19 protein-coding genes and 1 pseudogene are annotated in these 24,192 nt (G+C 71.1%); 15 read left to right on the top strand and 5 right to left on the bottom strand.

What is annotated here, in order from left to right; genetic code table 11:
• Positions 1 to 52: 52 nt before the first annotated feature.
• Positions 53 to 1,006 (bottom strand): PAC2 family protein, encoded by a 954-nt coding sequence (locus ACIQOW_RS22820; protein ID WP_188299074.1) that lies wholly within the window; start codon positions 1,004 to 1,006, stop codon positions 53 to 55.
• A gap of 333 nt (positions 1,007 to 1,339) precedes the next feature.
• The gene (locus tag ACIQOW_RS22815) at positions 1,340 to 2,434 is read right to left on the bottom strand and encodes a hypothetical protein (RefSeq protein ID WP_401087684.1); all 1,095 of its coding nucleotides are present in this window, start codon (positions 2,432 to 2,434) and stop codon (positions 1,340 to 1,342) included.
• Between the two features lie 142 nt (positions 2,435 to 2,576).
• On the opposite strand from ACIQOW_RS22815, the gene metH reads away from it, so the two are divergent.
• The 3 genes from metH to ACIQOW_RS22800 all read left to right on the top strand — a co-directional run bounded on the left by metH (position 2,577) and on the right by ACIQOW_RS22800 (position 8,760).
• A complete protein-coding gene (metH, locus tag ACIQOW_RS22810; protein WP_401087682.1) occupies positions 2,577 to 6,089 on the top strand; it encodes a methionine synthase in 3,513 nt (1,170 codons plus the stop codon).
• Positions 6,090 to 6,228: 139 nt separating this feature from the next.
• A complete protein-coding gene (locus ACIQOW_RS22805) occupies positions 6,229 to 6,933 on the top strand; it encodes an HAD family hydrolase (protein WP_401087680.1) in 705 nt (234 codons plus the stop codon).
• A gap of 222 nt (positions 6,934 to 7,155) precedes the next feature.
• A complete protein-coding gene (locus ACIQOW_RS22800) occupies positions 7,156 to 8,760 on the top strand; it encodes an ABC transporter substrate-binding protein (protein ID WP_401087679.1) in 1,605 nt (534 codons plus the stop codon).
• Between the two features lie 100 nt (positions 8,761 to 8,860).
• Here ACIQOW_RS22800 and ACIQOW_RS22795 read toward each other — a convergent pair whose 3' ends face one another.
• Both ACIQOW_RS22795 and ACIQOW_RS22790 read right to left on the bottom strand, forming a co-directional pair.
• Positions 8,861 to 9,532 carry a response regulator transcription factor gene (locus tag ACIQOW_RS22795; RefSeq protein ID WP_188299078.1) on the bottom strand — a complete coding sequence of 224 codons (672 nt, stop codon included), beginning with the start codon at positions 9,530 to 9,532 and terminating at the stop codon, positions 8,861 to 8,863.
• Positions 9,533 to 10,432 (bottom strand): RecB family exonuclease, encoded by a 900-nt coding sequence (locus tag ACIQOW_RS22790; protein WP_401087678.1) that lies wholly within the window; start codon positions 10,430 to 10,432, stop codon positions 9,533 to 9,535. It lies immediately after the preceding gene.
• A 161-nt stretch (positions 10,433 to 10,593) separates the two neighbouring features.
• On the opposite strand from ACIQOW_RS22790, the gene ACIQOW_RS22785 reads away from it, so the two are divergent.
• From ACIQOW_RS22785 to ACIQOW_RS22775, 3 genes are all read left to right on the top strand, one after another.
• Positions 10,594 to 11,811, top strand: a complete 1,218-nt coding sequence (locus tag ACIQOW_RS22785) for a site-2 protease family protein (RefSeq protein ID WP_401087762.1) — start codon at positions 10,594 to 10,596, stop codon at positions 11,809 to 11,811.
• A gap of 46 nt (positions 11,812 to 11,857) precedes the next feature.
• Positions 11,858 to 12,817 (top strand): tRNA (adenine-N1)-methyltransferase, encoded by a 960-nt coding sequence (locus tag ACIQOW_RS22780; RefSeq protein WP_401087676.1) that lies wholly within the window; start codon positions 11,858 to 11,860, stop codon positions 12,815 to 12,817.
• Positions 12,818 to 12,897: 80 nt separating this feature from the next.
• The gene (locus ACIQOW_RS22775) at positions 12,898 to 13,560 is read left to right on the top strand and encodes a hypothetical protein (RefSeq protein ID WP_401087674.1); all 663 of its coding nucleotides are present in this window, start codon (positions 12,898 to 12,900) and stop codon (positions 13,558 to 13,560) included.
• Positions 13,561 to 13,585: 25 nt separating this feature from the next.
• Here ACIQOW_RS22775 and ACIQOW_RS22770 read toward each other — a convergent pair whose 3' ends face one another.
• A complete protein-coding gene (locus ACIQOW_RS22770) occupies positions 13,586 to 13,891 on the bottom strand; it encodes a ferredoxin (RefSeq protein WP_401087672.1) in 306 nt (101 codons plus the stop codon).
• A gap of 285 nt (positions 13,892 to 14,176) precedes the next feature.
• Here ACIQOW_RS22770 and arc point away from each other — a divergent pair, with 285 nt between their 5' ends.
• The 9 genes and pseudogenes from arc to ACIQOW_RS22725 all read left to right on the top strand — a co-directional run bounded on the left by arc (position 14,177) and on the right by ACIQOW_RS22725 (position 24,034).
• Complete coding sequence (gene arc / locus ACIQOW_RS22765; RefSeq protein ID WP_188299083.1) at positions 14,177 to 15,943, top strand: proteasome ATPase; 1,767 nt, start codon at positions 14,177 to 14,179, stop codon at positions 15,941 to 15,943.
• Positions 15,944 to 16,172: 229 nt separating this feature from the next.
• Entirely contained in the window at positions 16,173 to 17,684 is a 1,512-nt protein-coding gene (dop, locus tag ACIQOW_RS22760) for a depupylase/deamidase Dop (RefSeq protein WP_401087669.1), read from the top strand.
• A gap of 173 nt (positions 17,685 to 17,857) precedes the next feature.
• Positions 17,858 to 18,076 carry a ubiquitin-like protein Pup gene (locus ACIQOW_RS22755; protein ID WP_188299085.1) on the top strand — a complete coding sequence of 73 codons (219 nt, stop codon included), beginning with the start codon at positions 17,858 to 17,860 and terminating at the stop codon, positions 18,074 to 18,076.
• A gap of 133 nt (positions 18,077 to 18,209) precedes the next feature.
• Positions 18,210 to 18,287 (top strand): annotated as a pseudogene (locus tag ACIQOW_RS22750) (recombination endonuclease VII); the annotation flags it as partial.
• Positions 18,284 to 19,084, top strand: coding sequence for a proteasome subunit beta (gene prcB / locus ACIQOW_RS22745; protein ID WP_401087760.1), 801 nt, complete (start codon positions 18,284 to 18,286; stop codon positions 19,082 to 19,084). The pseudogene ACIQOW_RS22750 and the gene prcB, both read left to right, overlap by 4 nt.
• Positions 19,085 to 19,112: 28 nt before the next feature.
• The gene (gene prcA / locus ACIQOW_RS22740) at positions 19,113 to 19,868 is read left to right on the top strand and encodes a proteasome subunit alpha (RefSeq protein ID WP_188299087.1); all 756 of its coding nucleotides are present in this window, start codon (positions 19,113 to 19,115) and stop codon (positions 19,866 to 19,868) included.
• 122 nt (positions 19,869 to 19,990) lie between these two features.
• The gene (gene pafA, locus ACIQOW_RS22735) at positions 19,991 to 21,352 is read left to right on the top strand and encodes a Pup--protein ligase (RefSeq protein WP_188299088.1); all 1,362 of its coding nucleotides are present in this window, start codon (positions 19,991 to 19,993) and stop codon (positions 21,350 to 21,352) included.
• A 178-nt stretch (positions 21,353 to 21,530) separates the two neighbouring features.
• Positions 21,531 to 22,520, top strand: a complete 990-nt coding sequence (locus tag ACIQOW_RS22730; RefSeq protein WP_401087666.1) for an FKBP-type peptidyl-prolyl cis-trans isomerase — start codon at positions 21,531 to 21,533, stop codon at positions 22,518 to 22,520.
• 203 nt (positions 22,521 to 22,723) lie between these two features.
• Positions 22,724 to 24,034 carry an FKBP-type peptidyl-prolyl cis-trans isomerase gene (locus tag ACIQOW_RS22725; protein ID WP_188299090.1) on the top strand — a complete coding sequence of 437 codons (1,311 nt, stop codon included), beginning with the start codon at positions 22,724 to 22,726 and terminating at the stop codon, positions 24,032 to 24,034.
• The last annotated feature ends 158 nt before the right edge of the window (positions 24,035 to 24,192 follow it).

Raw genomic sequence — 24,192 nt, 5'->3', positions numbered from 1 at the left:
GGACACCTGGTCCTGACGCCCCTTCGGCGGTTCCGGCGCCCGTGGGCGCGGGCTACTCGTCCTCGGCGCCGTCCTGGCTCTCCCTGGCGGTGCCCGGCGTCTCCGGATCGGCCGGCCGCTCCGCGGTGGCGTGCCCGGCCACCGGCTTCTCGCCGGTCGGCCCGACGTTCTCCCGGCGGCGCAGGTAGCGCTCGAACTCGCGGGCGATGGCGTCCCCGGAGGCCTCCGGCAGCTCCGCGGTGTCCTGCGCCTCCTCCAACTGCTGGACGTACTCGGCCACCTCGCTGTCCTCGGCGGCCAGCTGGTCCACGCCGAGCTGCCAGGCCCTGGCGTCCTCGCCCAGCTCGCCCGGCGGGATGCGCAGGTCGAGCAGGTCCTCCAGCTTGTTGACCAGGGCCAGCGTGGCCTTGGGGTTCGGCGGCTGGGAGACGTAGTGGGGCACGGCCGCCCAGAGCGTCACGGCCGGCACTCCGGCGTGGGTGCAGGCCTCCTGGAGCACCCCGACGATGCCGGTGGGGCCCTCGTAGCGGCTCTCCTCCAGGTCCAGCCGGCGGGCCAGCTCGGGATCGGAGGTGACCCCGCTGACCGGCACCGGGCGGCTGTGCGGGGTGTCCCCGAGCAGCGCGCCCAGGATCACCACCAGCTCGACGCCCAGCTCGTGCGCGAAGCCCAGCAGCTCGTTGCAGAACGAGCGCCAGCGCATGCTCGGCTCGATGCCGCGGACCAGCACGATGTCCCTGGTCGTCGGCTCCGTGACCCGGACCACCGAGAGCCGGGTGGTCGGCCAGGTGATCCGGCGGACGCCGCCGTCCAGCCAGATCGTGGGCCGGTTGACCTGGAAGTCGTAGTAGTCCTCCGCGTCCAGGGCGGCGAACACCTTGCCGCTCCAGGTCTCGTCCAGATGCGCCAGAGCCGCGGAGGCGGCGTCGCCCGCGTCGTTCCAGCCCTCGAACGCGCAGACCATCACCGGGTCGATCAACTCGGGAACATCTTCCAGCTCGATCACCCAGCGTCTCCCTCCGGTCGGCGGTCGGACCTGCGCCGCCCCGGCTGGCCTGCCGGGGCGCCGACGGGCCGGCTGCCGACTGTCGAACCTCTCGTCTCCCATGGAACGCCTCGCTCCATGGTCCCTACCTGCCCAGCCTACGGGCTTTGATGCGCACCGCGGCCGGGCACCGGGACAGTCTGGGGGAGCGGACCGCCCCGATCCAGCGGATATCGGGAGCCCGGGACTGACGGTCCGTCAGGTAATCGACGAAGGCGGAGAGTATGCGGATCGTGCCACGGCGTGACGGTCGCCCCGTCGTGGCACGGTCCCGCCGGTCCGCCGGCGGCGCCGCTACTCCGGGGCCACCCAGCCGCTGCGGTACGCGGCCCAGTGCTCGGGCAGCGAGGCGAAGTCCACGTACAGCGCGACGCCGAAGTTCGCCCGCCGCCGGTCCTCCCGGCCCAGGCCCAGCCGGACGCCCCGGACGGCCGCCCGGACGGTCTCGGCGTCGCCCCAGTGGCCCCACTTGTCGTCCCAGAAGAACGGCAGGCCCATCAGCAGGTCCACGTCCGCCGGGGTGGCCCGCAGCGCCAGCTCGGTCTGCCGGGCGACGTAGCCGCCGTACAGCGGCTCGGTGGGCATCGAGGTGTCGTAGCTCATCACCGCGATCTGGTCGACTCGGCGGGCGGTCTCGGTGAAGTACGCCGCGTCCCACCACTTGCCGTGGCCGGTGAGCAGGATGCCGGCCGTGTGCAGGCCGGGGACCGGGTCGATCTGGGGGGCCGCCACCGACAGCTCGGCGCCGCGCGCCGCGGTGACCGGGCGGACCTGGTCGAGCAGGGCCAGCCAGCCGGCCGAACCGGGGCGGATCGGCTCCATGTCGAAGTGCACGCCGTCGAAGCCGAGGTCCAGCACCTGGCGGGCGGAGGCGGTGACCCGGTCCCGGGTGGGGCCGTCCTCCAGGTCCAGGCCGTCCTTCTCCGGCCTGACCTCGTCCCCCAGCCAGCTCTGCAGGCGCACCCCGGGCAGGGCCCGGTGCACGGTGTCGGTGAACCAGCGGCCCCTGGGGTGCACGGCGGGCGGCAGCGAGCCGTCGTGCTCCAGCGGTCCGGTGTGCACGTACAGGTCCCTGATGCCGGTTCCGGCCAGTTGCCGGACCAGTGCGGCCACGTCCGCCTCGGTCCTGCGGCCGTCCACCCAGGCGTGGCCGAGCCAGAGCGCGTCCCGGCCCCTGGTACGGGCCTCGGCGGCGGGCTCGCCGGTGTAGTGCAGCCGGAACACCACGAACACCGAGCCCAGCGCGGTGGCCGGCACGGCCGCCACCAGGGCCAGGACCAGCAGGGCCCGGCGCCACCGGGACCAGGCCCGCCAGCGGTCGCGCAGCGCGCGGAACGGGGCCCCCAGGGCCCGACCGGCACGCCGCGCGGAGGTCCGGAATCCGGCCACGCGCTTGCTCCCCCCTTGCGGTCGAGCGCTCAGGATACGGAATGGAACGGCGGGCCGAGCCGTGGGCCGGATACTCTGGCCACGTGCGTGCCCGAGCAAGCGGGTCGCAAAGCCGACAGCCGTCGCACCAGGGAGAAGCCCCATGGCCATTGCCGCCACCCCGTCCATCACTCAGCAGAGCCGCGCGAACGCGCTGCGCGAAGCGCTGGCCACCCGGGTGGTGGTCGCCGACGGTGCCATGGGCACCATGCTCCAGGCGCAGGATCCGACGCTGGAGGACTTCCAGAACCTCGAAGGCTGCAACGAGGTCCTCAACGTCACCCGCCCCGACATCGTCCGGTCCGTCCACGAGGCCTACTTCGGTGTGGGCGTGGACTGCGTGGAGACCAACACCTTCGGCGCCAACTTCAGCGCGCTGGGTGAGTACGAGATCGCGGGCCGGATCTTCGAGCTGTCCGAGTCCGGCGCCAGGATCGCCCGCGAGGTGGCCGACGCCCACGCCGCCGCCGACGGCCGCACCCGCTGGGTGCTCGGCTCGATCGGCCCCGGCACCAAGCTGCCGACGCTCGGCCACGCCCCGTACGAGACGCTGCGCGACGGGTTCAAGGAGAACGCGGCCGGTCTGATCGCCGGCGGCGCCGACGCGCTGCTGGTCGAGACCAGCCAGGACCTGCTCCAGACCAAGGCCGCCATCCTGGGCTCCAAGCGGGCGCTGGCCGAGGCCGGCCTCGACCTGCCGGTGCTGGTGCAGGTGACGGTGGAGACCACCGGCACCATGCTGCTCGGTTCCGAGATCGGCGCCGCGCTCACCGCGCTGGAGCCGCTGGGCGTGGACTACATCGGCCTCAACTGCGCCACCGGCCCGGCCGAGATGAGCGAGCACCTGCGCTACCTGGCGAAGAACGCCAGGATCGGCCTGTCCTGCATGCCGAACGCGGGCCTGCCGGTGCTCGGCAAGGACGGCGCCCACTACCCGCTCTCCCCGGCCGAACTGGCCGACGCCCACGACGTGTTCACCCGCGAGTACGGCCTCTCGCTGGTCGGCGGCTGCTGCGGCACCACCCCCGAGCACCTGCGCCAGGTGGTCGAGCGGGTCCAGGGCCGCCCGGTCACCCCGCGCGACCCGCAGCCCGAGTCCTCGGCGGCCTCGCTGTACCAGGCGGTGCCGTTCCGCCAGGACACCTCGTACCTGGCGATCGGCGAGCGCACCAACGCCAACGGCTCGAAGAAGTTCCGCGAGTCGATGCTGGCCGGCGACTGGCAGGCCTGCGTGGAGATCGCCCGCGACCAGATCAGGGACGGCTCCCACCTGCTGGACCTCTGCGTGGACTACGTCGGTCGCGACGGCGTCGCCGACATGAAGGAGATCGCGGGCCGGCTGGCCACCGCCTCCACCCTGCCGATCGTGCTGGACTCGACCGAGCCGGACGTGCTGCGGGCCGGCCTGGAGGCGCTCGGCGGCCGCGCGGTGCTCAACTCGGTCAACTACGAGGACGGCAACGCCCCGGACTCGCGGTTCGGGAGGATCGCCTCGCTGGCGCGCGAGCACGGCGCCGGCCTGATCGCGCTGACCATCGACGAGGAGGGCCAGGCCCGCACCGCCCGGCACAAGGTCGAGATCGCCGAGCGGCTGATCGCCGAACTCACCGCCGACTACGGCGTCGACGAGGGCTCGATCCTGGTCGACTGCCTCACCTTCACCCTGGCCACCGGCCAGGAGGAGTCCCGCAAGGACGGCGTCGAGACCATCGAGGCGATCCGCGAGCTCAAGCGCCGCCACCCGAAGGTGCAGACCACCCTGGGCCTGTCCAACATCTCCTTCGGCCTCAACCCGGCCGCCCGGGTGGTGCTCAACTCGGTCTTCCTGCACGAGTGCGTGGAGGCCGGCCTGGACTCGGCGATCGTGCACGCCTCCAAGATCCTGCCGATCTCCCGCATCCCCGAGGAGCAGCGCGAGACGGCGCTCGACCTGGTCTACGACCGCCGCCGGGACGGCTACGACCCGCTGCAGCGCCTGCTGGAGCTGTTCGCCAACGTCTCCGCCGCCTCGGTCAGGGCCTCCAAGGCCGAGGAACTGGCCGCGCTCCCGCTGGACGAGCGGCTCCAGCGCCGGATCATCGACGGCGAGCGCAAGGGCCTGGAGGCGGACCTGGACGAGGCGCTGGCCGGGCGCCCGGCGCTGGAGATCATCAACGAGACCCTGCTGGCCGGCATGAAGGTGGTCGGCGAGCTCTTCGGCTCCGGTCAGATGCAGCTCCCGTTCGTGCTCCAGTCCGCCGAGGTGATGAAGACCGCGGTGGCCCACCTGGAGCCGTTCATGGAGAAGTCCGACAGCGAGGGCAAGGGCACCATCGTGCTGGCCACCGTCAAGGGCGACGTCCACGACATCGGCAAGAACCTGGTCGACATCATCCTGTCCAACAACGGCTACAACGTGGTCAACCTGGGCATCAAGCAGCCGGTCGCGGCGATCCTGGACGCGGCGCAGGAGCACAACGCGGACGTGATCGGGATGTCGGGCCTGCTGGTGAAGTCCACGGTGATCATGAAGGAGAACCTCCAGGAGCTGAACCAGCGCAAGCTGGCCGCGAGCTACCCGGTGATCCTCGGCGGTGCCGCGCTCACCCGGGCCTACGTCGAGCAGGACCTGCACGAGATCTACGAGGGCGAGGTCCGCTACGCCAGGGACGCCTTCGAGGGCCTGCGGCTGATGGACGCGCTGATCGCGGTCAAGCGCGGCGTGCCCGGCGCGGCCCTGCCGGAGCTCAAGCAGCGCCGGCACGCCAGGGTCGAGGTGGAGGAGCCGGAGCCCGAGGTGAACCTCGGCCAGATCCGCTCCGACGTCACCGTCGAGAACACCGTGCCCTCCCCGCCGTTCTGGGGCGACCGGATCGTCAAGGGCATCCCGTTCGCTGACTACGCCTCCTGGCTGGACGAGGACGCGCTGTTCAAGGGGCAGTGGGGGCTGAAGGCCTCCAGGGCCGGCGACGGCCCCTCGTACGAGGAGCTGGTGGAGACCGAGGGCCGGCCGCGGCTGCGCGCCTGGCTGGACCGGCTCCAGACCGAGGGCTGGCTGGAGGCGGCCGTGGTCTACGGCTACTACCCGGCCAACTCCAAGGGCGACGACCTGATCGTCTTCCACGAGGACGGCACCGAGCGGACCCGCTTCACCTTCCCGCGCCAGCGGCGCGGGCGGCGGCTCTGCCTGGCCGACTTCTTCCGCCCGGAGGAGTCCGGGGTGCGGGACGTCGTGGGCCTCCAGGTGGTCACCATGGGCAACCGGATCTCGGAGGCGGCCAACGAGCTGTTCGCCGGGAACTCCTACCGCGACTACCTGGAGCTGCACGGCCTCTCGGTGCAGCTGGCCGAGGCGCTGGCCGAGTTCTGGCACGCGCGGGTCCGCTTCGAGCTCGGCTTCTCCGGCGAGGACCCGCAGGACGTCAGGGACATGTTCGCGCTCAAGTACCGCGGCGCCCGCTTCTCGCTCGGCTACGGGGCCTGCCCCGAGCTGGAGGACCGGGCCAAGATCGCCGAGCTGCTGAAGCCGGAGCGGATCGGCGTGGTGCTCTCCGAGGAGTTCCAGCTCCACCCGGAGCAGTCGACGGACGCGATCGTGATCCACCACCCGGAGGCGAAGTACTTCAACGCCCGGTAACCCCCGGTTCGCCCCGCGTCCGCTCCTTCCGGACGGAGCGGGCGTATCCTGGATGATCCCGAACGGGCCGGTCCGCTCACCAGCGGGCCGGCCCGCGCCCTTCCCCGGAACGCCCCGGGCCTGCCGGAAGGACCCCACCATGACGACCAGTTCCACCGCCACGCGCCTCCTCGACCACGGGGACGACCGCGGGCTCCAGGCGGTGCTGCTGGACATGGACGGGACCCTGGTGGACACGGAGGACTTCTGGTGGCAGGCCGAGGCCTCGCTCTTCGCCGAGCTGGGCCACGAGCTGGACGAGGCGGACCGCGCCCACGTGGTCGGCGGCCCGATGACCAGGGTGATGGACTACCTGGTCGCCAGGACGGGCGTGGACATCGCGCCGGCCGAGCTCGGCGTGCTGGTCAACCAGCGCTTCGTCGACCTGCTGGCCGGCGGCGTGCCGCTCATGCCGGGTGCCGAACGGCTGCTCAACACCCTTGCCGCGCACGGCGTCCCGGCCGCCCTGGTGTCCGCCTCGCACCGGCACGTGATCGACATCGTGCTGCGCTCGCTGGGCGCCCACCACTTCGCCTTCACCATCGGAGGGGACGAGGTGCCGCGCACCAAGCCGTTCCCCGACCCGTACCTGGAGGCGGCCCGGCGGCTGGGCGCGGAGCCGTCCCGCTGCGTGGTGGTCGAGGACACCCCGGCCGGGGTGCAGGCGGGCGAGGCGGCCGGCTGCCCGGTCGTCGCGGTGCCCTCGGTGGCGGCGATCGAGCCGGCTCCCGGGCGGCTGGTGCTGCCCTCGCTGGAGCGGGTCGACCTCGACCTGTTGCGTTCGCTGGTCGCTTCCCGAGTGTGATAGTCATCTCATTGCGACCCGGACCTACCCGCCGGTACGCGATCTGACGGGGCTCCGGACCGGAGTCGCCGGGGGAGAAAACGGGCATTGGCTGACAACTCGTCGGGTGCGCCGCGATGCCCTGAACCACCGTGTCCCAAACGTCATCTGCACGGGTATCGGTCGTGCGTGTTCGATATGGCACGCTACTCCAGATTCGTGCCACCCAGAAGGACGCGCCTCGTGAAGACTTCAGCTGAACGCCTGGCAGCACTCGGATGCGCCGGCCTGGTCGCCGTTTCGGTGGCGGGCTGCGGATCGGTGACCGACGTGGTCAAGGGGGACGGCGGCAAGTCGATCACCATGGGCACCAGTCAGCTGACCGGTGTCCTGGACCCGGCCGCCGCCTACGACTCCGGTTCCTGGCTGCTGCTGCGCAACACCTTCCAGTCGCTGCTCACCTTCCAGGCGGCCGCCAGTGCGCCGTCCCCGGACGCCGCGCAGTCCTGTGAGTTCACCGGTGGCGAGGCCACCGAGTACCACTGCGTCCTGAAGCCCGGTCTGAAGTTCTCCAACGGGCACCCGATGACCGCCCAGGACGTGGTCTTCTCGATCGAGCGCACCAAGAAGATCAACGACCCGAACGGTCCGGCCGAGCTGCTCGACTCGATCAAGTCCGTCGAGGCCAAGGGCGACAACGAGGTGCTGTTCCACCTCTCCACGCCCGACGCCACCCTGCCGGCCAAGCTGGCGAGCCCGGCCGGCGCCATCGTGGACCACCAGGCCTACCCCGCCGACAAGGTCGTCCCCAACGACAAGCTGATCGGCTCCGGCCCGTACCGCATCGACTCGGTCGAGAACATGAGCGGCGGCAAGCAGCTGGGCAAGGTCGTGCTGTCGGCCAACGACAAGTACGGCGGCGAGGCCAAGCGGCGCAACGGCAAGTTCACCGTGCGGTACTTCGACAAGCCGGACGACCTGAAGACGGCGCTGGACAAGGGCGAGGTCGACCTCACCGACAACAGCCTGGAGCCGAACACCGCCGCGCAGGTCCGCTCCGACCAGCAGGGCGGCAAGACCGACCTCCAGGTGACCGAGGGCGACAGCAACGACACCCGTTCGCTGGTCTTCAACACCAAGGACCAGCTGATGAGCAACGTCGCCGTCCGGCAGGCCGCGGCCCAGCTGATGGACCGCAAGGCGCTCGCCCGCGACGTCTTCGCCCGCACCGTCCAGGCGCTCTACTCGCTGGTCCCGGCCGGCCTCCCCGGCCACACCACGGCCTTCTTCGACCGCTACGGCGACCAGGACGTGGCCAAGGCCAAGAAGATACTCACCGACGCCAAGGTCCAGACCCCGGTCAAGTTCACCCTGACCTGGTCCCGTTCGCGGGCCGGCAGCAACGAGGCCGAGACCCTGAAGAAGCAGCTGGAGACCGGCGGCCTCTTCCAGGTGACGCTGGCCCAGGAGCCGGACTGGGACTCGTACCGCAAGGGCTGGACCGAGAGCAAGTACCAGGCGTACATCATCGGCTGGTTCGCCGACTACCCGGACCCGGACAACTACCTCGCCCCGCTGCTGGTCAACGGCGGTGCCTACCACCACGGTTGGGACGACCAGCGGATCAGCGGGAAGCTGGTGCCGGACGGCCTCAAGCAGACCGACCGCAGCGCCGCGGCCGGCACCTACGCGCAGATCCAGCAGATCGAGGCCGAGTCCGTGCCGCTGATCCCGCTGTACCAGAACAAGTCCTTCTTCGCGTCCCGCTCGTACGTCACCGGCGTCGAGTCCACCGTCGACACCACCGGCTACTTCCGCTTCTGGGAGATCGGCCGGACCAACAAGTAGCGCCCGCAGGACGGCGGCCCGCCCGCATCCCCCACCGGTACGGGGGATGCGGGCGGGCCGCCGTGACGTTTCCGCGCGCCCCGGGGGGCCGCGGCGGGCCTCAGAGGGCGCCCGGGCGGACCAGCCCGCTCTCGTAGGCGTACACCGCCGCCTGCACCCGGTCGCGCAGCTGGAGCTTCGTCAGCACGTGGCCCACGTGGGTCTTCACGGTGGTCTCGCTGACGAACAGCTCGGCCGCGATCTCCGCGTTCGACAGCCCGCGCGCCACCAGCTTCAGCACCTCCAGCTCACGCTCCGTCAGCGCGCTCAGCGCCTGCGGCGGCGCCTCGTCGCCCGAGGGCAGCTTGGTGGCGTACATGTCCAGCAGCCGGCGGGTGATGCTCGGCGCCAGCATCGCCGCGCCGTCCGCGACCACCCGGATCGCCTGCACCAGCTCCTCGGCCGGGACGTCCTTCAGCAGGAAGCCGCTGGCGCCCGCGCGCAGCGCCTCCACCACGTACTCGTCCAGGTCGAAGGTGGTCAGCACCAGCACCTTGGCCGGGCCGTCCCGGCCGGGGCCGGCGATCCGGCGGGTCGCCTCGACGCCGTCCATCCTGGGCATCCGGATGTCCATCAGCACCACGTCGGGCTGGAGCGCCCGCACCTGGTCCAGCGCCTGCTGGCCGTCGCCGGCCTCGCCGACCACCACGAGGTCGGACTCGGCCTCCAGAATCATCCGGAAACCGGTGCGAAGCAGCGGCTGGTCGTCGACCAGCAGCACTCGGATCGTCACCTAGGACTCCTTGTTCATCGGATCCCCCGTGGGATCGCTTTCATCCGACGTACGAGCCACCGGCAGCGGGTACGGCGGCGGGGTGCCGCCGAACTCCGGGCAGCTGGCCTGGTGGTCACACCAGTCGCAGAGGCGGTTGCGGGTGGCCGGGAAGTCCCCGGTGGCCACCGCCTGGCCGATCCGCTCCCACAGCGCCTGGAGCTTGCGCTCCACCGCGAGCAGGTCAGCCTGGTCCGGGTCGTACGAGACCACGTCCCCGCCACCGCCGAGGTAGACCAGTTGGAGGCGCCTGGGGATCACGCCCTTCCAGCGCCACACCACCAGGGCGTAGAACTTCATCTGGAACATCGCCTTGCCCTCGAAGTCCCGCGAGGGCGCCCGGCCGGTCTTGTAGTCCACCAGCCGGACCTCACCGGTCGGGGCGACGTCCACCCGGTCGATGTAGCCGCGCAGCAGCAGCCCGGACTCCAGGGCCGTCTCCACGTAGAGCTCCCGCTCCGCCGGGTGCAGCCGGGTCGGGTCCTCCAGCCGGAACCACTGGCCGACCAACTTCTCGGCGTCCGCCAGCCAGCGGGTGAGCGCGGCGCCGTCCGGGTCGTCGGGGAACAGCCCGCCCAGTTCGGGGCGCTCGCCCAGCAGCCGCTCCCACTGCGGGCGCAGCAGGCCCAGCGCCCGCTCCGGCGTCCGGTCGGCCGCCGGGCTGTCGAACAGCCGCTCCAGCACCGCGTGCACCAGGGTGCCCCTGGTCGCCGCCGCGCTCGGCGGCTCCGGCAGCCGGTCGATCACCCGCAGCCGGTACAGCAGGGGACAGGTGAGGAAGTCCCCCGCGCGGGACGGGGAGAGCCCGGTCGGAGGTGCCGCCGGACGCCCGGCGGCACTGCTGGTCTCGGTGTGCTGCATGGCCACGAGCCTATTGCCCTTTGCTGTCATCCCGCTGCCACGGTGCTGCCGCAGCGGCGGAGGAGTGGGTATGAAGCCAGAAGGAGGGGCCCGCAGCGCCCGCGGCCCGCGATCACGTAGCGTGGGCGCACCGGGGCACGACGGGGGAGACGACCGAAGGGATCACGGTGAGCGACAGCAGGGGGCAGCGACCCTCCGAACGGCCACCGCACGACGACGGCCGGCGCCCGGCCGGGCCGCCGCCCGAGCCCGGCGGCGGCATCCTGATGGGCCGGCCCTTCGGCGTGCCCGTCTACGTGACCCCCTCCTGGTTCCTCATCGCCGCGCTGATCACCTGGGTGTTCGGGGGGCAGCTGGGCGACGTGCTGCCCGACCTCGGCGGCGCCCGCTACCTGGTCGCGTTCTTCTTCGCGGTCGCCTTCTACGCCTCCGTCCTGGTGCACGAGCTGGCCCACACCCTGGTCGCCCTGCGCTACGACCTCGGGGTGCGGCGGATCCAGCTCCAGTTCTTCGGCGGCGTCTCGGAGATCGAGAACGAGGCCCAGAGCCCCTGGCGGGAGTTCTGGCTGGCCTTCGTCGGCCCGTTGCTGTCGCTGCTGCTCGGCGGCGTGTTCTACCTCGCGGTGCGGGCGGTGGAGCTGTCCACCGTGCCCGGGGTGCTGCTCACCGGCCTGATGGTCTCCAACCTGGTGGTCGCCGCCTTCAACCTGCTGCCCGGCCTGCCGCTGGACGGCGGCCGGATGCTGCGCGCGGTCGTCTGGGCGATCAGCGGCAAGCCGATGACCGGCACGGTGGCCGCCGCCTGGGTCGGCCGCGGGCTGGCCGTCGCGGTGCTGTTCGGCCTGCCGCTGGCGAGCGCCGCCCGCGGGGTCGAGCGGACCACCACCGACACCCTGGTGGACGCGGTGCTGGCCGCGGTGCTCGCCGCGATCATCTGGAACGGCGCCACCGGCAGCCTGCGCAACGCCCGGCTCAAGGAGGTGCTGCCCGGCCTGCGGCTGCGCGAGCTGGCCCGGCGGGCCGTCGAGGTCACCGCCGACACCCCGCTCGGCGAGGCGCTGCGCCGCGCCCGTGAGGCCGAGGCCGGCGCGGTGATCGTGGTGGACGGCCGGGGCGAGCCGATCGCCCTGGTGCGCGAGTCCGCGGTCCGGGCGGTGCCCGAGCACCGCCGCCCCTGGGTGGCCGTGGGCCCGCTCGCCCGCGACCTCGAACCCGGGATACGGCTGGACGCCGACCTCGGCGGCGAGGACCTGCTGAGGGCCGTCCAGGCCACTCCGGCGGGGGAGTACCTGGTGGTGGAGCCGGACGGCCGGGTGTTCGGCGTCGCCGCGCTCAGCGACATCGAGCAGCGGCTGACCGCCGCCGTCACCGGCCGCTGATCACCCGCGTCCCGCGAGCCGGTCCGCTTCCCTTAGGATTGGGCACATGTCCGAACCGACCGGTGCCGCCCGCCGACGCGGGCCCTTCCAGGTCGGGGACCAGGTCCAGCTGACCGACCCCAAGGGTCGCCACTACACGTTCACGCTCCAGGCCGGGAACCAGTTCCACACCCACAAGGGTGCGTTCCCGCATGACGAGCTGATCGGCGCTCCCGAGGGCACGGTCGTGCGTACGACGGGGAACGTCCCGTACCTCGCGCTGCGTCCCCTGCTCCCCGACTACGTCCTGTCCATGCCGCGCGGCGCCGCCGTGATCTACCCCAAGGACGCGGGGCAGATCCTGGCGATGGCCGACATCTTCGCCGGCGCCCGCGTCGTCGAGGCCGGTGTCGGCTCGGGCGCGCTCAGCACGTACCTGCTGCGCGCCGTCGGCGAGCAGGGCTCGCTGGCCTCCTACGAGCGCCGGCAGGACTTCGCCGACATCGCCAAGGGGAACGTCGAGCGCTACTTCGGCGGTCCGCACCCGGCGTGGAAGCTCACCGTCGGCGACCTCCAGGACAACCTGGTCGAGACCGACGTCGACCGCGTCATCCTCGACATGCTCGCCCCCTGGGAGTGCCTGGACGTCGCCTCCAAGGCGCTCGTCCCCGGCGGCCTCATCTGCTGCTACGTGGCCACCACCACGCAGATGTCGAAGACCGTCGAGGCGCTGCGCGACCACGGCACCTTCACCGAGCCGCAGGCCTGGGAGACCATGGTCCGCACCTGGCACCTGGAGGGCCTGGCGGTCCGCCCGGACCACCGGATGATCGGCCACACCGGCTTCCTGCTCACCGCCCGCCGCCTGGCGGACGGTGTCGGCCCGCCGCTGCGCCGCCGCCGCCCGGCCAAGGGCGCGTACGGCGAGGACTACGACAACGGGTCGGCCGAGCCCACCCTCCAGGAGCGCGCCGCCGCTCGCAAGGCCGCCCTCGGCGCGGAGACGGAGCAGCCCGACCTGGGCTGATCCCACAGACGGTCAAGGGGTGGTACGGGCTCTGCGCCCGTACCACCCCTTTCGCGTTCCGCCGGCCACGGTGTGGGACGATGCTCGCTCACGCAGACCAGCTCCTGGAGCTCTGGAGGGGACGCCTGGTGGAGACCGCGGTCGGGACGACGGCGACGGCTGGACAGCAGACACCGCGGGGCCGTACCGGGCCCGGGCACGCGCGAACCGCCCCCTGGCACTGGGCCGTCGCCCTGGCCGGCTGCGGCGCGGTGGTGGGCGCCGCGCTCGCGGCCTCGCCGGCGACCGGCAGCCCGGTGCCCGTGCACGGCAGCACCGCCGGGCCCCTCGCCGCCGGCGCGGCCCCCGACCCGGCCCTGGCCCAACTTCCGCTGGACTGCGGCCCGTTCCCGGTCAAGACGGCGCTCAGAGTGCCCGCGAAGCTCGGCGACGGGCGCCCCGGCACGGTGGTCGCCGCGCACTGCGCCGCCGAGACCGGCACCCCGCCGGACGCGGTCTTCCTGCTCGGCTTCGGCAGGGGCGGGAGCCCCGAGGTGGTCGCCACCCTGCTGCCCGAGCGCGAGAACCTCACCGTGAGCCGCATCACGGTGCGCTCGGACGGCGCCATCACCGGCCACGCGCAGGGGTATTCGAGCGAGGACGTGCCGCGCTTCAAGCCCGACATCTCACTCGACCTCACCTGGACGCACAGGGGCGGCGGCTGGGAACGCTCCCAGACCGCCGCCCCGGTCTCCGCCGTGTGACGACCGCCACCCGTCCGGACGCGGACTACTCCGCGTCCGGGCCGTAGACCTCGACCCGGTCGGCGACCCGGCGCACGTGAATGCAGTCGCCGGGGCACTCCTTCGCCGAGTCCACCACGTCCTGAAGGATCGTCAGCGGCACCGGGGCACTGTCCCCGGGCTGCTGGCGCAGCTCGTCGTCCGGGCCCTTCACGTAGGCCAGCCCGTCGATGTCGAGCTCGAAGACCTCGGGCGCGTACTGCACGCAGATGCCGTCGCCGGTGCACAGATCCTGGTCGATCCACACCTCCAGCGCCTCGGCCGCTGCCGCCGTCTGCTCGGTCACCGACATGGTCCCCTGCCGTTTCTGTCCCGGGTCGCCCCTATTCCTGGAGCAATCCCGCCATTCGTACAACGATCGGACCTCTACTTGTGGTCGCGATCGGATATCACTTCGCTCGACGATACATCTGGCCCGCTTTGGGTGGTGCGCGGTGGGTATCCCCTTAGCAGAGGGGAAGCACGCTGGGGCGAAGATCGGACACGCCCGTTCCATCTTTCTTGATCTAGGGGTTTACGGACCCCTGGTCCCAGGTAGGGTCTGGAAGCGTCCAGCTCCCCGGAGGAGGTGAGGACCGTGGCAGCCCACGATGACGACTACACCCGCAGCACCGGCAGGCCCGCTCGTGGTTCCGACGAGGCCGCTCAGGTCTCGTACCTTGAGCAGGAAATCGCAGTGCTGCGCCGCAAGCTCGCCGACTCGCCGCGCAATTCGAGGATCCTCGAAGAGCGGATCGTCGAGCTCCAGACCAACCTGGCGGGCGTGACCGCCCAGAACGACCGGCTCGCCTCCACCCTGCGTGAGGCCCGCGACCAGATCGTGGCCCTCAAGGAGGAAGTGGACCGGCTGGCACAGCCCCCGGCCGGTTTCGGCACCTTCCTCGACGCGAACGAGGACGGCACCGCCGACATCTTCACCGGCGGGCGCAAGCTCCGCGTGAACGTCAGCCCCGACGTCGCCCTCGACGAGGTGCGGCGCGGCCAGGAAGTGATGCTCAACGAGGCCCTCAACATCGTGGACGCGATGGCCTTCGAGAACATCGGTGAGATCGTCACCCTCAAGGAGCTCCTGGAGGACGGCGAACGCGCCCTCGTCCTCGGGCACACCGACGAGGAACGCGTGGTGCGGCTCGCCGAGCCGCTGCGCGGGCTGACCATCAGGCCCGGGGACGCCCTGCTGCTGGAGCCCCGCTCCGGCTACGTGTTCGAGGTCGTGCCGAAGTCCGAGGTCGAGGAACTGGTCCTCGAGGAGGTCCCGGACATCGACTACCGCCAGATCGGCGGCCTGAGCAACCAGATCGAGCTGATCCGCGACGCGGTCGAGCTGCCGTACCTGCACGCCGACCTCTTCAAGGAGTACGAGCTGCGTCCGCCCAAGGGCGTGCTGCTCTACGGCCCGCCCGGCTGCGGCAAGACGCTGATCGCCAAGGCGGTCGCCAACTCGCTGGCCAAGAAGGTCGCCGAGGTCACCGGCCGCCCCCAGGGCAAGAGCTACTTCCTCAACATCAAGGGCCCCGAGCTGCTCAACAAGTACGTGGGCGAGACCGAGCGGCAGATCCGCCTGGTCTTCCAGCGGGCCCGGGAGAAGGCGAGCGAGGGCACGCCCGTCATCGTCTTCTTCGACGAGATGGAGTCGCTGTTCCGCACCCGCGGTTCCGGCGTCAGCTCGGACGTGGAGAACACCATCGTCCCGCAGCTGCTCGCCGAGATCGACGGCGTGGAGGGCCTGGAGAACGTCATCGTCATCGGCGCCTCGAACCGCGAGGACATGATCGACCCGGCGATCCTGCGGCCCGGCCGGCTGGACGTCAAGATCAAGATCGAGCGCCCGGACGCCGAGGCCGCGAAGGACATCTTCTCCAAGTACCTCAAGGACTCGCTGCCGTTCCACCCGGACGACCTCAAGGAGCACGACGGCTCCGTCGACACCACGGTGGCCGCGATGATCCAGTCGGTGGTGGAGCGGATGTACTCCGAGACCGAGGAGAACCGCTTCCTGGAGGTCACCTACGCCAACGGTGACAAGGAGGTCCTGTACTTCAAGGACTTCAACTCCGGCGCGATGATCCAGAACATCGTCGACCGCGCGAAGAAGATGGCCATCAAGGACTTCCTCGACCACGGCCAGCGCGGTCTGCGCGTCTCCCACCTGCTCGCCGCCTGCGTGGACGAGTTCAAGGAGAACGAGGACCTCCCGAACACCACCAACCCGGACGACTGGGCCCGCATCTCCGGCAAGAAGGGCGAGCGGATCGTCTTCATCCGCACGCTGGTCACCGGCAAGCAGGGCGCCGAGTCCGGCCGCTCGATCGACACTGTCGCCAACACGGGGCAGTACCTGTAAGCACGCGGTCGACCGGGCCGGCAGCGGCCCCGGAGCCGTACGCACACCGTCCGGCTGTGGCGCCTCGCGGCCCCGCAGCCGGACGGCGCGTCTCCGGGCCCGCCGGTCGGCGCCCGGTCCTAGGCTCGACCCACCGTCCGCGGGCAGAGGAGTCCGGCGTCGGTGTTGTTCGGCGGTACGTCAGAGTGCTCCGCCCGTCGGGGGCGGCGCACCGGGCAAGGAGGGCCGCATGACCGTACGGCGCGTGATGGGCATCGAGACCGAGTACGGGATCTCCGTGCCCGGGCACCCCAACGCCAACGCCATGCTCACCTCGTCCCAGATCGTCAACGCGTACGCGGCGGCGATGCACCGGGCGCGGCGGGCCCGCTGGGACTTCGAGGAGGAGAACCCGCTGCGCGACGCACGGGGGTTCGACCTGGCCCGCGAGGTCGCGGACGCCAGCCAGCTGACCGACGAGGACATCGGCCTCGCCAACGTCATCCTCACCAACGGGGCCCGGTTCTACGTGGACCACGCGCACCCCGAGTACAGCTCGCCCGAGGTGACCAACCCGCGCGACGCCGTGCTCTGGGACAAGGCCGGCGAGCGGATCATGGCGGCGGCCGCGCAACGCGCGCTGGAACTGCCCAACGGGCAGAACATCCACCTGTACAAGAACAACACCGACAACAAGGGCGCCTCCTACGGCACCCACGAGAACTACCTGATGAAGCGGGCGACACCGTTCGCCGACATCGTCCGCCACCTGACCCCGTTCTTCGTCTCCCGCCAGGTGGTCACCGGCGCCGGCCGGGTCGGCATCGGCCAGGACGGCTCGGCGCACGGCTTCCAGATCAGCCAGCGGGCGGACTACTTCGAGGTCGAGGTGGGCCTGGAGACCACCCTCAAGCGCCCGATCATCAACACCAGGGACGAGCCGCACGCCGACGCCGAGAAGTACCGCCGGCTGCACGTGATCATCGGGGACGCCAACCTCTCCGAGATCTCCACCTACCTCAAGCTGGGCACCACCTCCCTGGTCCTGGCGATGATCGAGGACTCCTTCATCGCCGCCGACCTGGCCGTCGACCAGCCGGTGCGCACCCTGCACCGGGTCTCCCACGACCCGACGCTCAAGCACCTGATCACCCTGCGCAACGGGCGCAGGCTCACCGCCGTCCAGCTCCAGCTGGAGTACTTCGAACTGGCCCGCAAGTACGTCGAGGACCGCTTCGGCACCGACGCGGACGAGCAGACGGTGGACGTGCTGGCGCGCTGGGAGGACGTCCTGGGCCGGCTGGAGCGCGACCCGATGTCCCTGTCCAAACAGCTGGACTGGGTCGCCAAGCGGGAGATCCTGGAGGGCTACCGCAGCCGGGACGCCCTGGAGTGGGCCAATCCGCGGCTGCACCTGGTCGACCTCCAGTACAGCGACGTACGGCCCGAGAAGGGCCTCTACAACCGCCTGGTGGCCCGCGGGCGGTTCGAGCGGCTGCTCGCCGAGGACGAGGTCGAGCGGGCCGTCTCCAAGCCCCCCGAGGACACCAGGGCGTACTTCCGCGGGCGCTGCCTGGAGCAGTACGCGGAACACGTCGCGGCGGCCTCCTGGGACTCGGTGATCTTCGACCTGCCCGGCCGGGACTCGTTGCAGCGGGTGCCCACGCTGGAACCGCTGCGCGGCACCCGCAACCACGTCAAGGAGCTGCTGGACCGCTGCCGCACGGCGGAGGACCTGCTCCGGGTGCTGTCCGGCGGGTAACTTTTCGATCACCATGGGTGAACGTCCGCCGAATGGGAATCATCCGGGGTGGCAGCGGGCGTTGGACAGTAAGCGCCACCGGCAAACCGGGAGCGGCAGTCGCACCCTGTGTATAGGGTCGGTGCAGCAGCAGCGACCGAACCGTGCCAGACGAATCGAGCGGGGTGAGGGAAATGGCGAGCAAGGACACCGGCGGCGGCCAGCAGCGGGCAAACCGTTCCTCCGAGGAGGTCGAGGAGCAGGCCGCGGAAAGCCAGAATTCCGACGACCTCAAGGAGCGCCAGGAAAAGCTGAGCGACGACGTCGACGCGGTACTGGACGAAATCGACGAGGTCCTCGAATCCAATGCCGAGGATTTCGTCCGTGGATTCGTCCAGAAGGGCGGGCAATAGCCCGGCCCGGCCATTCGGGAAATCACGGTCGCGACCGTCGGAGGCGGCCGGACGGGGAACACCGTCCGGCCGTCCGGCACCGGCCCCTCCACCCGTGGACGGTGATCGTCGGGCGGGTAGGGTGCGGGCAGCGCGCGCTTCAAGCTACCTGGAAGGAATCGTGTGGAAGCCAACACTCGTGGCACCGGGCGTCTACCGGCTGCCTTCCTGACCCCGGGGTCCTCCTCGTTCCTCGACTTCCTCGCCGAGCACCGGCCGGAGCTGGTCCCCGGCGGCCGCCGCGGACTCCCCGAGGGCGCCGTGGTCGAGGCCCCGCACGGGACCACGATCGTGGCCGCGGTCTTCGACGGCGGCGTGGTGATCGCGGGTGACCGCCGGGCGACGATGGGCAACGTGATCGCCCAGCGCGACATGGAGAAGGTCTTCCCGGCCGACGAGTACAGCGCGGTCGGCATCGCCGGCACCGCCGGCCTCGCGATCGAGATGGTCCGGCTGTTCCAGCTGGAGCTGGAGCACTACGAGAAGATCGAGGGCACCACGCTCTCGCTGGAGGGCAAGGCCAACCGGCTCACCACCATGATCCGGGGCAACCTGGGCATGGCGATGCAGGGCCTCGCGGTGGTGCCGTTGTTCGCCGGCTACGACGTGGAGCTCGGCCGTGGCCGGATCTTCAACTACGACGTCACCGGCGGGCGTTCCGAGGAGCGCAGCTTCACCGCGACCGGCTCGGGCTCGGTCTTCGCCCGCGGCTCGATGAAGAAGCTCTACCGCGAGGAGCTGACGGCCGACCAGGCCGCCACCATGGTCGTCCAGGCGCTCTACGACGCGGCGGACGACGACTCCGCCACCGGTGGCCCCGACCTCGCCCGCAAGATCTTCCCGATCGTCTCGCTGATCACCGAGGACGGCTTCCGCCGGCTCACCGAGGCGGAGGTCACGGAGATCGTCGTCGCCATCACCGACGAGCGCCTGACCCGGCCCAACGGCCCGCAGGCCCCGCTGATCTAGTCACCTCACAGGAAAGGGACGACCGCCGGTGTCGACACCGTTCTACGTCTCGCCCCAGCAGGCCATGGCGGACCGCGCGGAGTACGCCCGCAAGGGCATCGCCCGCGGCCGCAGCGTGGTCGTGCTCACCTACGCCGACGGCATCGTCTTCGTCGCGGAGAATACCTCCAGGGCGCTCCACAAGGTCTCCGAGATCTACGACAAGATCGCCTTCGCGGCGGTCGGTCGCTACAACGAGTTCGAGAACCTGCGCATCGGCGGCGTCCGCTACGCCGACCTGCGCGGCTACTCCTACGACCGGGCCGACGTCACGGCCCGGGGCCTCGCCAACGTGTACGCCCAGACCCTGGGCACCATCTTCTCCTCGGTCGGCGAGAAGCCGTACGAGGTCGAGCTGATCGTGGCCGAGGTCGGCCGCACCAGCGACCAGGACCAGATCTACCGGCTCACGCCGGACGGCTCGGTCGTCGACGAGAAGAACTACGTGGTGGTCGGCGGCAACGCCGACTCGATCGGCAACTACCTGGGCCAGAGCCACCGCGCCGGCCTGAGCCTCACCGAGGCGGTGAAGGTCGCGGTCGACTCGCTCGCCCGCGACCCCAACGGCGGCAGCCCGCGCAGCCTCACTCCGGAACAGCTGGAGGTAGCGGTCCTCGACCGCCAGCGGTTCCAGCAGCGCAAGTTCAAGCGGATCCTGGGCAACCAGCTGGGCCGGCTGCTCGACGGTGACCAGTCCGCCGAGGCGGACGACGAGGAGAACCCGGCGGACGGCACGCCGGTGTAGCAAGTGCCTGCGGAGTCCCGTGCGGCGGCCCTGCCGCCGCCGTGCGGGACTCCGGTGCCCCTGCGGCGGCCCAGTCGTCGTGGAGGCGGTTTCGGACAGCTCCGACAGAGAATGGAGTGCTCATGGACCGCCGGATTTTCGGGCTGGAGAACGAGTACGGCGTGACCTGTACGTTCCGCGGGCAGCGACGGCTGTCACCGGACGAGGTGGCGCGGTACCTGTTCCGCCGGGTCGTCTCCTGGGGCCGCAGCAGCAACGTCTTCCTGCGCAACGGCGCCCGCCTGTACCTCGACGTCGGCTCCCACCCCGAGTACGCAACCCCCGAGTGCGACGACGTCGTCGAGCTGGTGACGCACGACAAGGCGGGCGAGCGCATCCTCGAAGGACTCCTGGTGGACGCCGAGCGGCGGCTGCACGAGGAGGGCATCGCGGGGGACGTCTACCTCTTCAAGAACAACACCGACTCGGCCGGGAACTCCTACGGCTGCCACGAGAACTACTGCGTGGCCCGGCACGGCGAGTTCTCCCGGCTGGCCGACGTGCTGATCCCGTTCCTGGTCACCCGGCAGCTGATCTGCGGCGCGGGCAAGGTGCTCCAGACCCCGCGCGGCGCGGTGTTCTGCGTCAGCCAGCGGGCCGAGCACATCTGGGAGGGCGTCAGCTCGGCCACCACCCGCTCGCGCCCGATCATCAACACCAGGGACGAGCCGCACGCGGACGCCGAACGCTACCGCCGGCTGCACGTGATCGTCGGCGACTCCAACATGTCGGAGACCACCACGCTGCTCAAGGTCGGCTCCACCGACCTGGTGCTGCGGCTGATCGAGGCCGGCGTGGTGATGCGCGACCTCACCCTGGAGAACCCGATCCGGGCGATCCGCGAGGTCAGCCACGACCTCACCGGCACCCACCAGGTGCGGCTGGCCAACGGCCGCGAGGCCAGCGCGCTGGACATCCAGGAGGAGTACTACACCAAGGCCCTGGAGTTCGCGGACCGCAAGGGCATCAACACCGGCACCGTCGCCCGGGTGCTCGACCTCTGGGGCCGCACCCTGGAGGCCGTGCGGTCCGAGCGGCTGGACGGGGTGGCCACCGAGATCGACTGGATCATGAAGTACAAGCTCATCGAGCGCTACCGCGAGAAGCACCAGATGAGCATGTCCAACCCGCGGGTGGCCCAGATCGACCTCGCGTACCACGACATCCACCGCCGCCGCGGCCTGTTCTACCTGCTCCAGGGCAAGAACCAGGCGCAGCGGGTGACCACCGACCTCAAGACCTTCGAGGCCAAGTCGATCCCGCCGCAGACCACCAGGGCGCGGCTGCGTGGGGACTTCATCCGCCGGGCGCAGGAGCAGCGCCGGGACTTCACGGTGGACTGGGTGCACCTGAAGCTGAACGACCAGGCGCAGCGCACGGTGCTGTGCAAGGACCCGTTCCGTTCGGTGGACGAGCGGGTGGAGAAGCTGATCGCGGGGATGTGACCGCGCGGCGGCGCGAGCGAGCCGTGTGAACACGTGGTGTGACCGAGTCCGTGATCACGACGCCATGATCAAGACCCTGGAGCCGGCCCCGGTGGTGTCTACCGGGGCCGGACGCGTGCCGGGCATACGCTGTCCGTCGAGTCAGGAGAGACGACTTCGACCGACAGTTAGGACCACCGTGCGCCGCACCGCCGGTTTGCTTCTCACCCTGCCGCTGCTGCTCGCGGTCGCCTGCGGCAGCTCGCCCAAGGCAGCCGGCCCGGCGACACCGTCCTCGGCGAGTGCCGCCCCGACGGTGCCGGCGCCGGTCGCCGAGGCGTCGCCGATGCCCACTCTTTCGGGTGGCGGGTTCGGGAGCAAGGCCACCATCACCATTCCCGAGGGCCAGCAGCCCAGCGGCCAGTTCGTGGTGAACACGGTCAGCGAGGGCGAGCGCGCGACCGTCGGCAAGGGCGACTGGGTGACGGTCAACTACACCGCCAAGGACTGGACCACCGGCAAGGACCTGCCCAGCTCGTACGACGCCAACGGCAAGCCGCAGCTGTACCAGGCCGGCAGCGGGCAGCTGGTGCCGGCGCTGGACCAGAGCGTGATCGGCAAGAAGGTGGGCACCCGGCTGCTGGTGGTGGCCCCGCCGGCGGCGGCCTTCGGCGAGCAGGGCTCCGGCCAGCTGGGCGTCAACAAGGGCGACACCGTGGTGTTCGTGCTGGACATCATGGAGAGCCTGCCGCCGGACTCCACGCTGACCGGGAACATGACCGAGCCGGCCGCGACGATGCCGCAGGTCAAGGACAACGGCAAGGCGGCCGCGACGATCACGATCCCGGCCGGGCAGGCCGCGCCCACCGACCTCCAGCAGGCGGTGCTGATCAAGGGCGAGGGCAAGCAGGTCAAGAGCGGACAGACCCTGGTGGTGCAGTACACCGGGGTGCTGTGGGCCGACGGCCAGCAGTTCGACGCCTCCTGGACGCACGGAGGCGCGCAGGCGGTGCAGATCGGCACCGGCAGCGTGATCGAGGGCTGGGACAAGGGGCTGGTCGGGCAGAACGTCGGCAGCCGGGTCCTGCTGGTGGTGCCGCCCGCGCTCGGTTACCAGGACAAGGCGCAGGGCTCGGTGCCGGCGAACTCGACCCTGGTCTTCGTGATCGACATCCTGGAAGCGGTCTAGGAAGATCTCAGGGGGATTCCGTACGCTTGGGCGGACGCTCGTACAACGTAGCGTCCGCCCTCATCCTGAGCTGTCATACTGCCCACGCACTGTGGCAGGCGCCGCCCGGTGCCGAAGGTCCTGGGCGGGCGGTGCGACCGCAGCCGGCGTGCCCACGCCGGGCGCAGACCTGGAAGACCTCGTGGCGAGATGGATGGGGAGTCATGACTGAGAAGACGCCGAGCCCGGGCGGGGCCGGTACCGCGGCGAACGACAGCTCTGCGGGTGACCCGGCCGCCTCCCGTCCCGGCGGTCAGGTCGGCGGGGACCGCGAGTCGATCGTCGTTCCGCCGGCGATCCTGGCGCAGCAGGCCGGCTGGGCGCAGCCCGGCGAGGCGCCGCGCCCCGCGGGCGGGACCAAGACGGACGACGCCCCGCAGATCTTCGCCTCCAACGTGCGCAAGGCCGACACCTCGGAGGCCGGGTACGACGAGAACCCGCCCGGCGTCGGCAAGCTGGGCGTGGTCCTCGGCACGGTGCTGGCCCTGCTGCTGGTCGGCAGCGGCATCACGCTCTACGTGGTGAACAAGGACGACGGCAAGGACACCGCGGCGGCCAAGCCGGACTCCACCACCGCGCCGCCCACGCCGACCGCCGATCCGGTGCCGCCGATCAAGGACAGCGCCAAGGTGCTGCCGACGGTCACCGGCGACTTCGGCGCGAAGGCCGAGATCCAGGTGCCGGGCGAGCCCTCCGACGGCTCCTTCGTGGTGAAGGTGCTGTCCGAGGGCAACGGCCCCAAGGTGGAGAAGAACTCCTGGGCCTCGGTGGACTACACCGCCAAGGACTGGAACACCGGCAAGGACATCCCGAGCTCGTACGACTCCGGGAACAAGCGGCAGATCTTCCAGGCCGGCACCGACGCGCTGATCCCGGCGCTGGACCAGGCCGTGGTCGGGAAGAAGGCCGGCAGCCGGCTGCTGGTGGTGGCCCCGCCGGCCGCCGCCTTCGGCTCCCAGGGCAAGCCCGACATGTCGATCGGGGCCAAGGACGACCTGATCTTCGTGATCGACGTCCGCAACAGCACCGCGCCCGACGCCGTGGTGAGCGGTACCGTCACCCCGCCGCCGGCGGACTTCCCGCAGGTCAAGGACAACGGCAAGAAGCCGGCCGAGATCACCCCGGTCGCCGGGGCGAAGGACCCGACCGAGCTGAAGTCGCACGTCCTGATCAAGGGCACCGGCCCGAAGGTGGAGAAGGGCGAGAAGGTCGTCGTCCAGTACACCGGCGCGCTGTTCTCCAGCGGCAAGGTGTTCGACTCCTCGCTCAGCAAGGGCCAGGCGTTCACCTTCCCGGTGGGCGGCAGCCAGGTCATCGCGGGCTGGGACCAGGGCCTGGAGGGCCAGACGGTCGGCAGCCGGGTCGAGCTGGTGATCCCGGCCGCGCTGGGCTACGGCGACAAGGGCCAGGGCGACATCCCGCCGGGCGCGGCGCTCGTCTTCGTGGTGGACATCCTGGACGCCGGTCAGGGCTGATCCACTTTCGGGTGACAATGGTGGACGTGTGACCTTCGGGTCCGGCCGCGTGGCCGGACCCGGACGGGCGGCGGGTGCCCGTACGGTGGTCTGCCCGGACGGTCGTCCGGTCGGACCGGGTGCGGGCGCCCGCCGCTTGGTCGTGAATGCAAGCGAAC

Origin of the sequence: Kitasatospora sp. NPDC091335, assembly GCF_044757205.1 — a bacterium.
GTDB lineage: Bacteria > Actinomycetota > Actinomycetes > Streptomycetales > Streptomycetaceae > Kitasatospora.
This window is presented reverse-complemented; position numbering and strand designations above follow the sequence as displayed.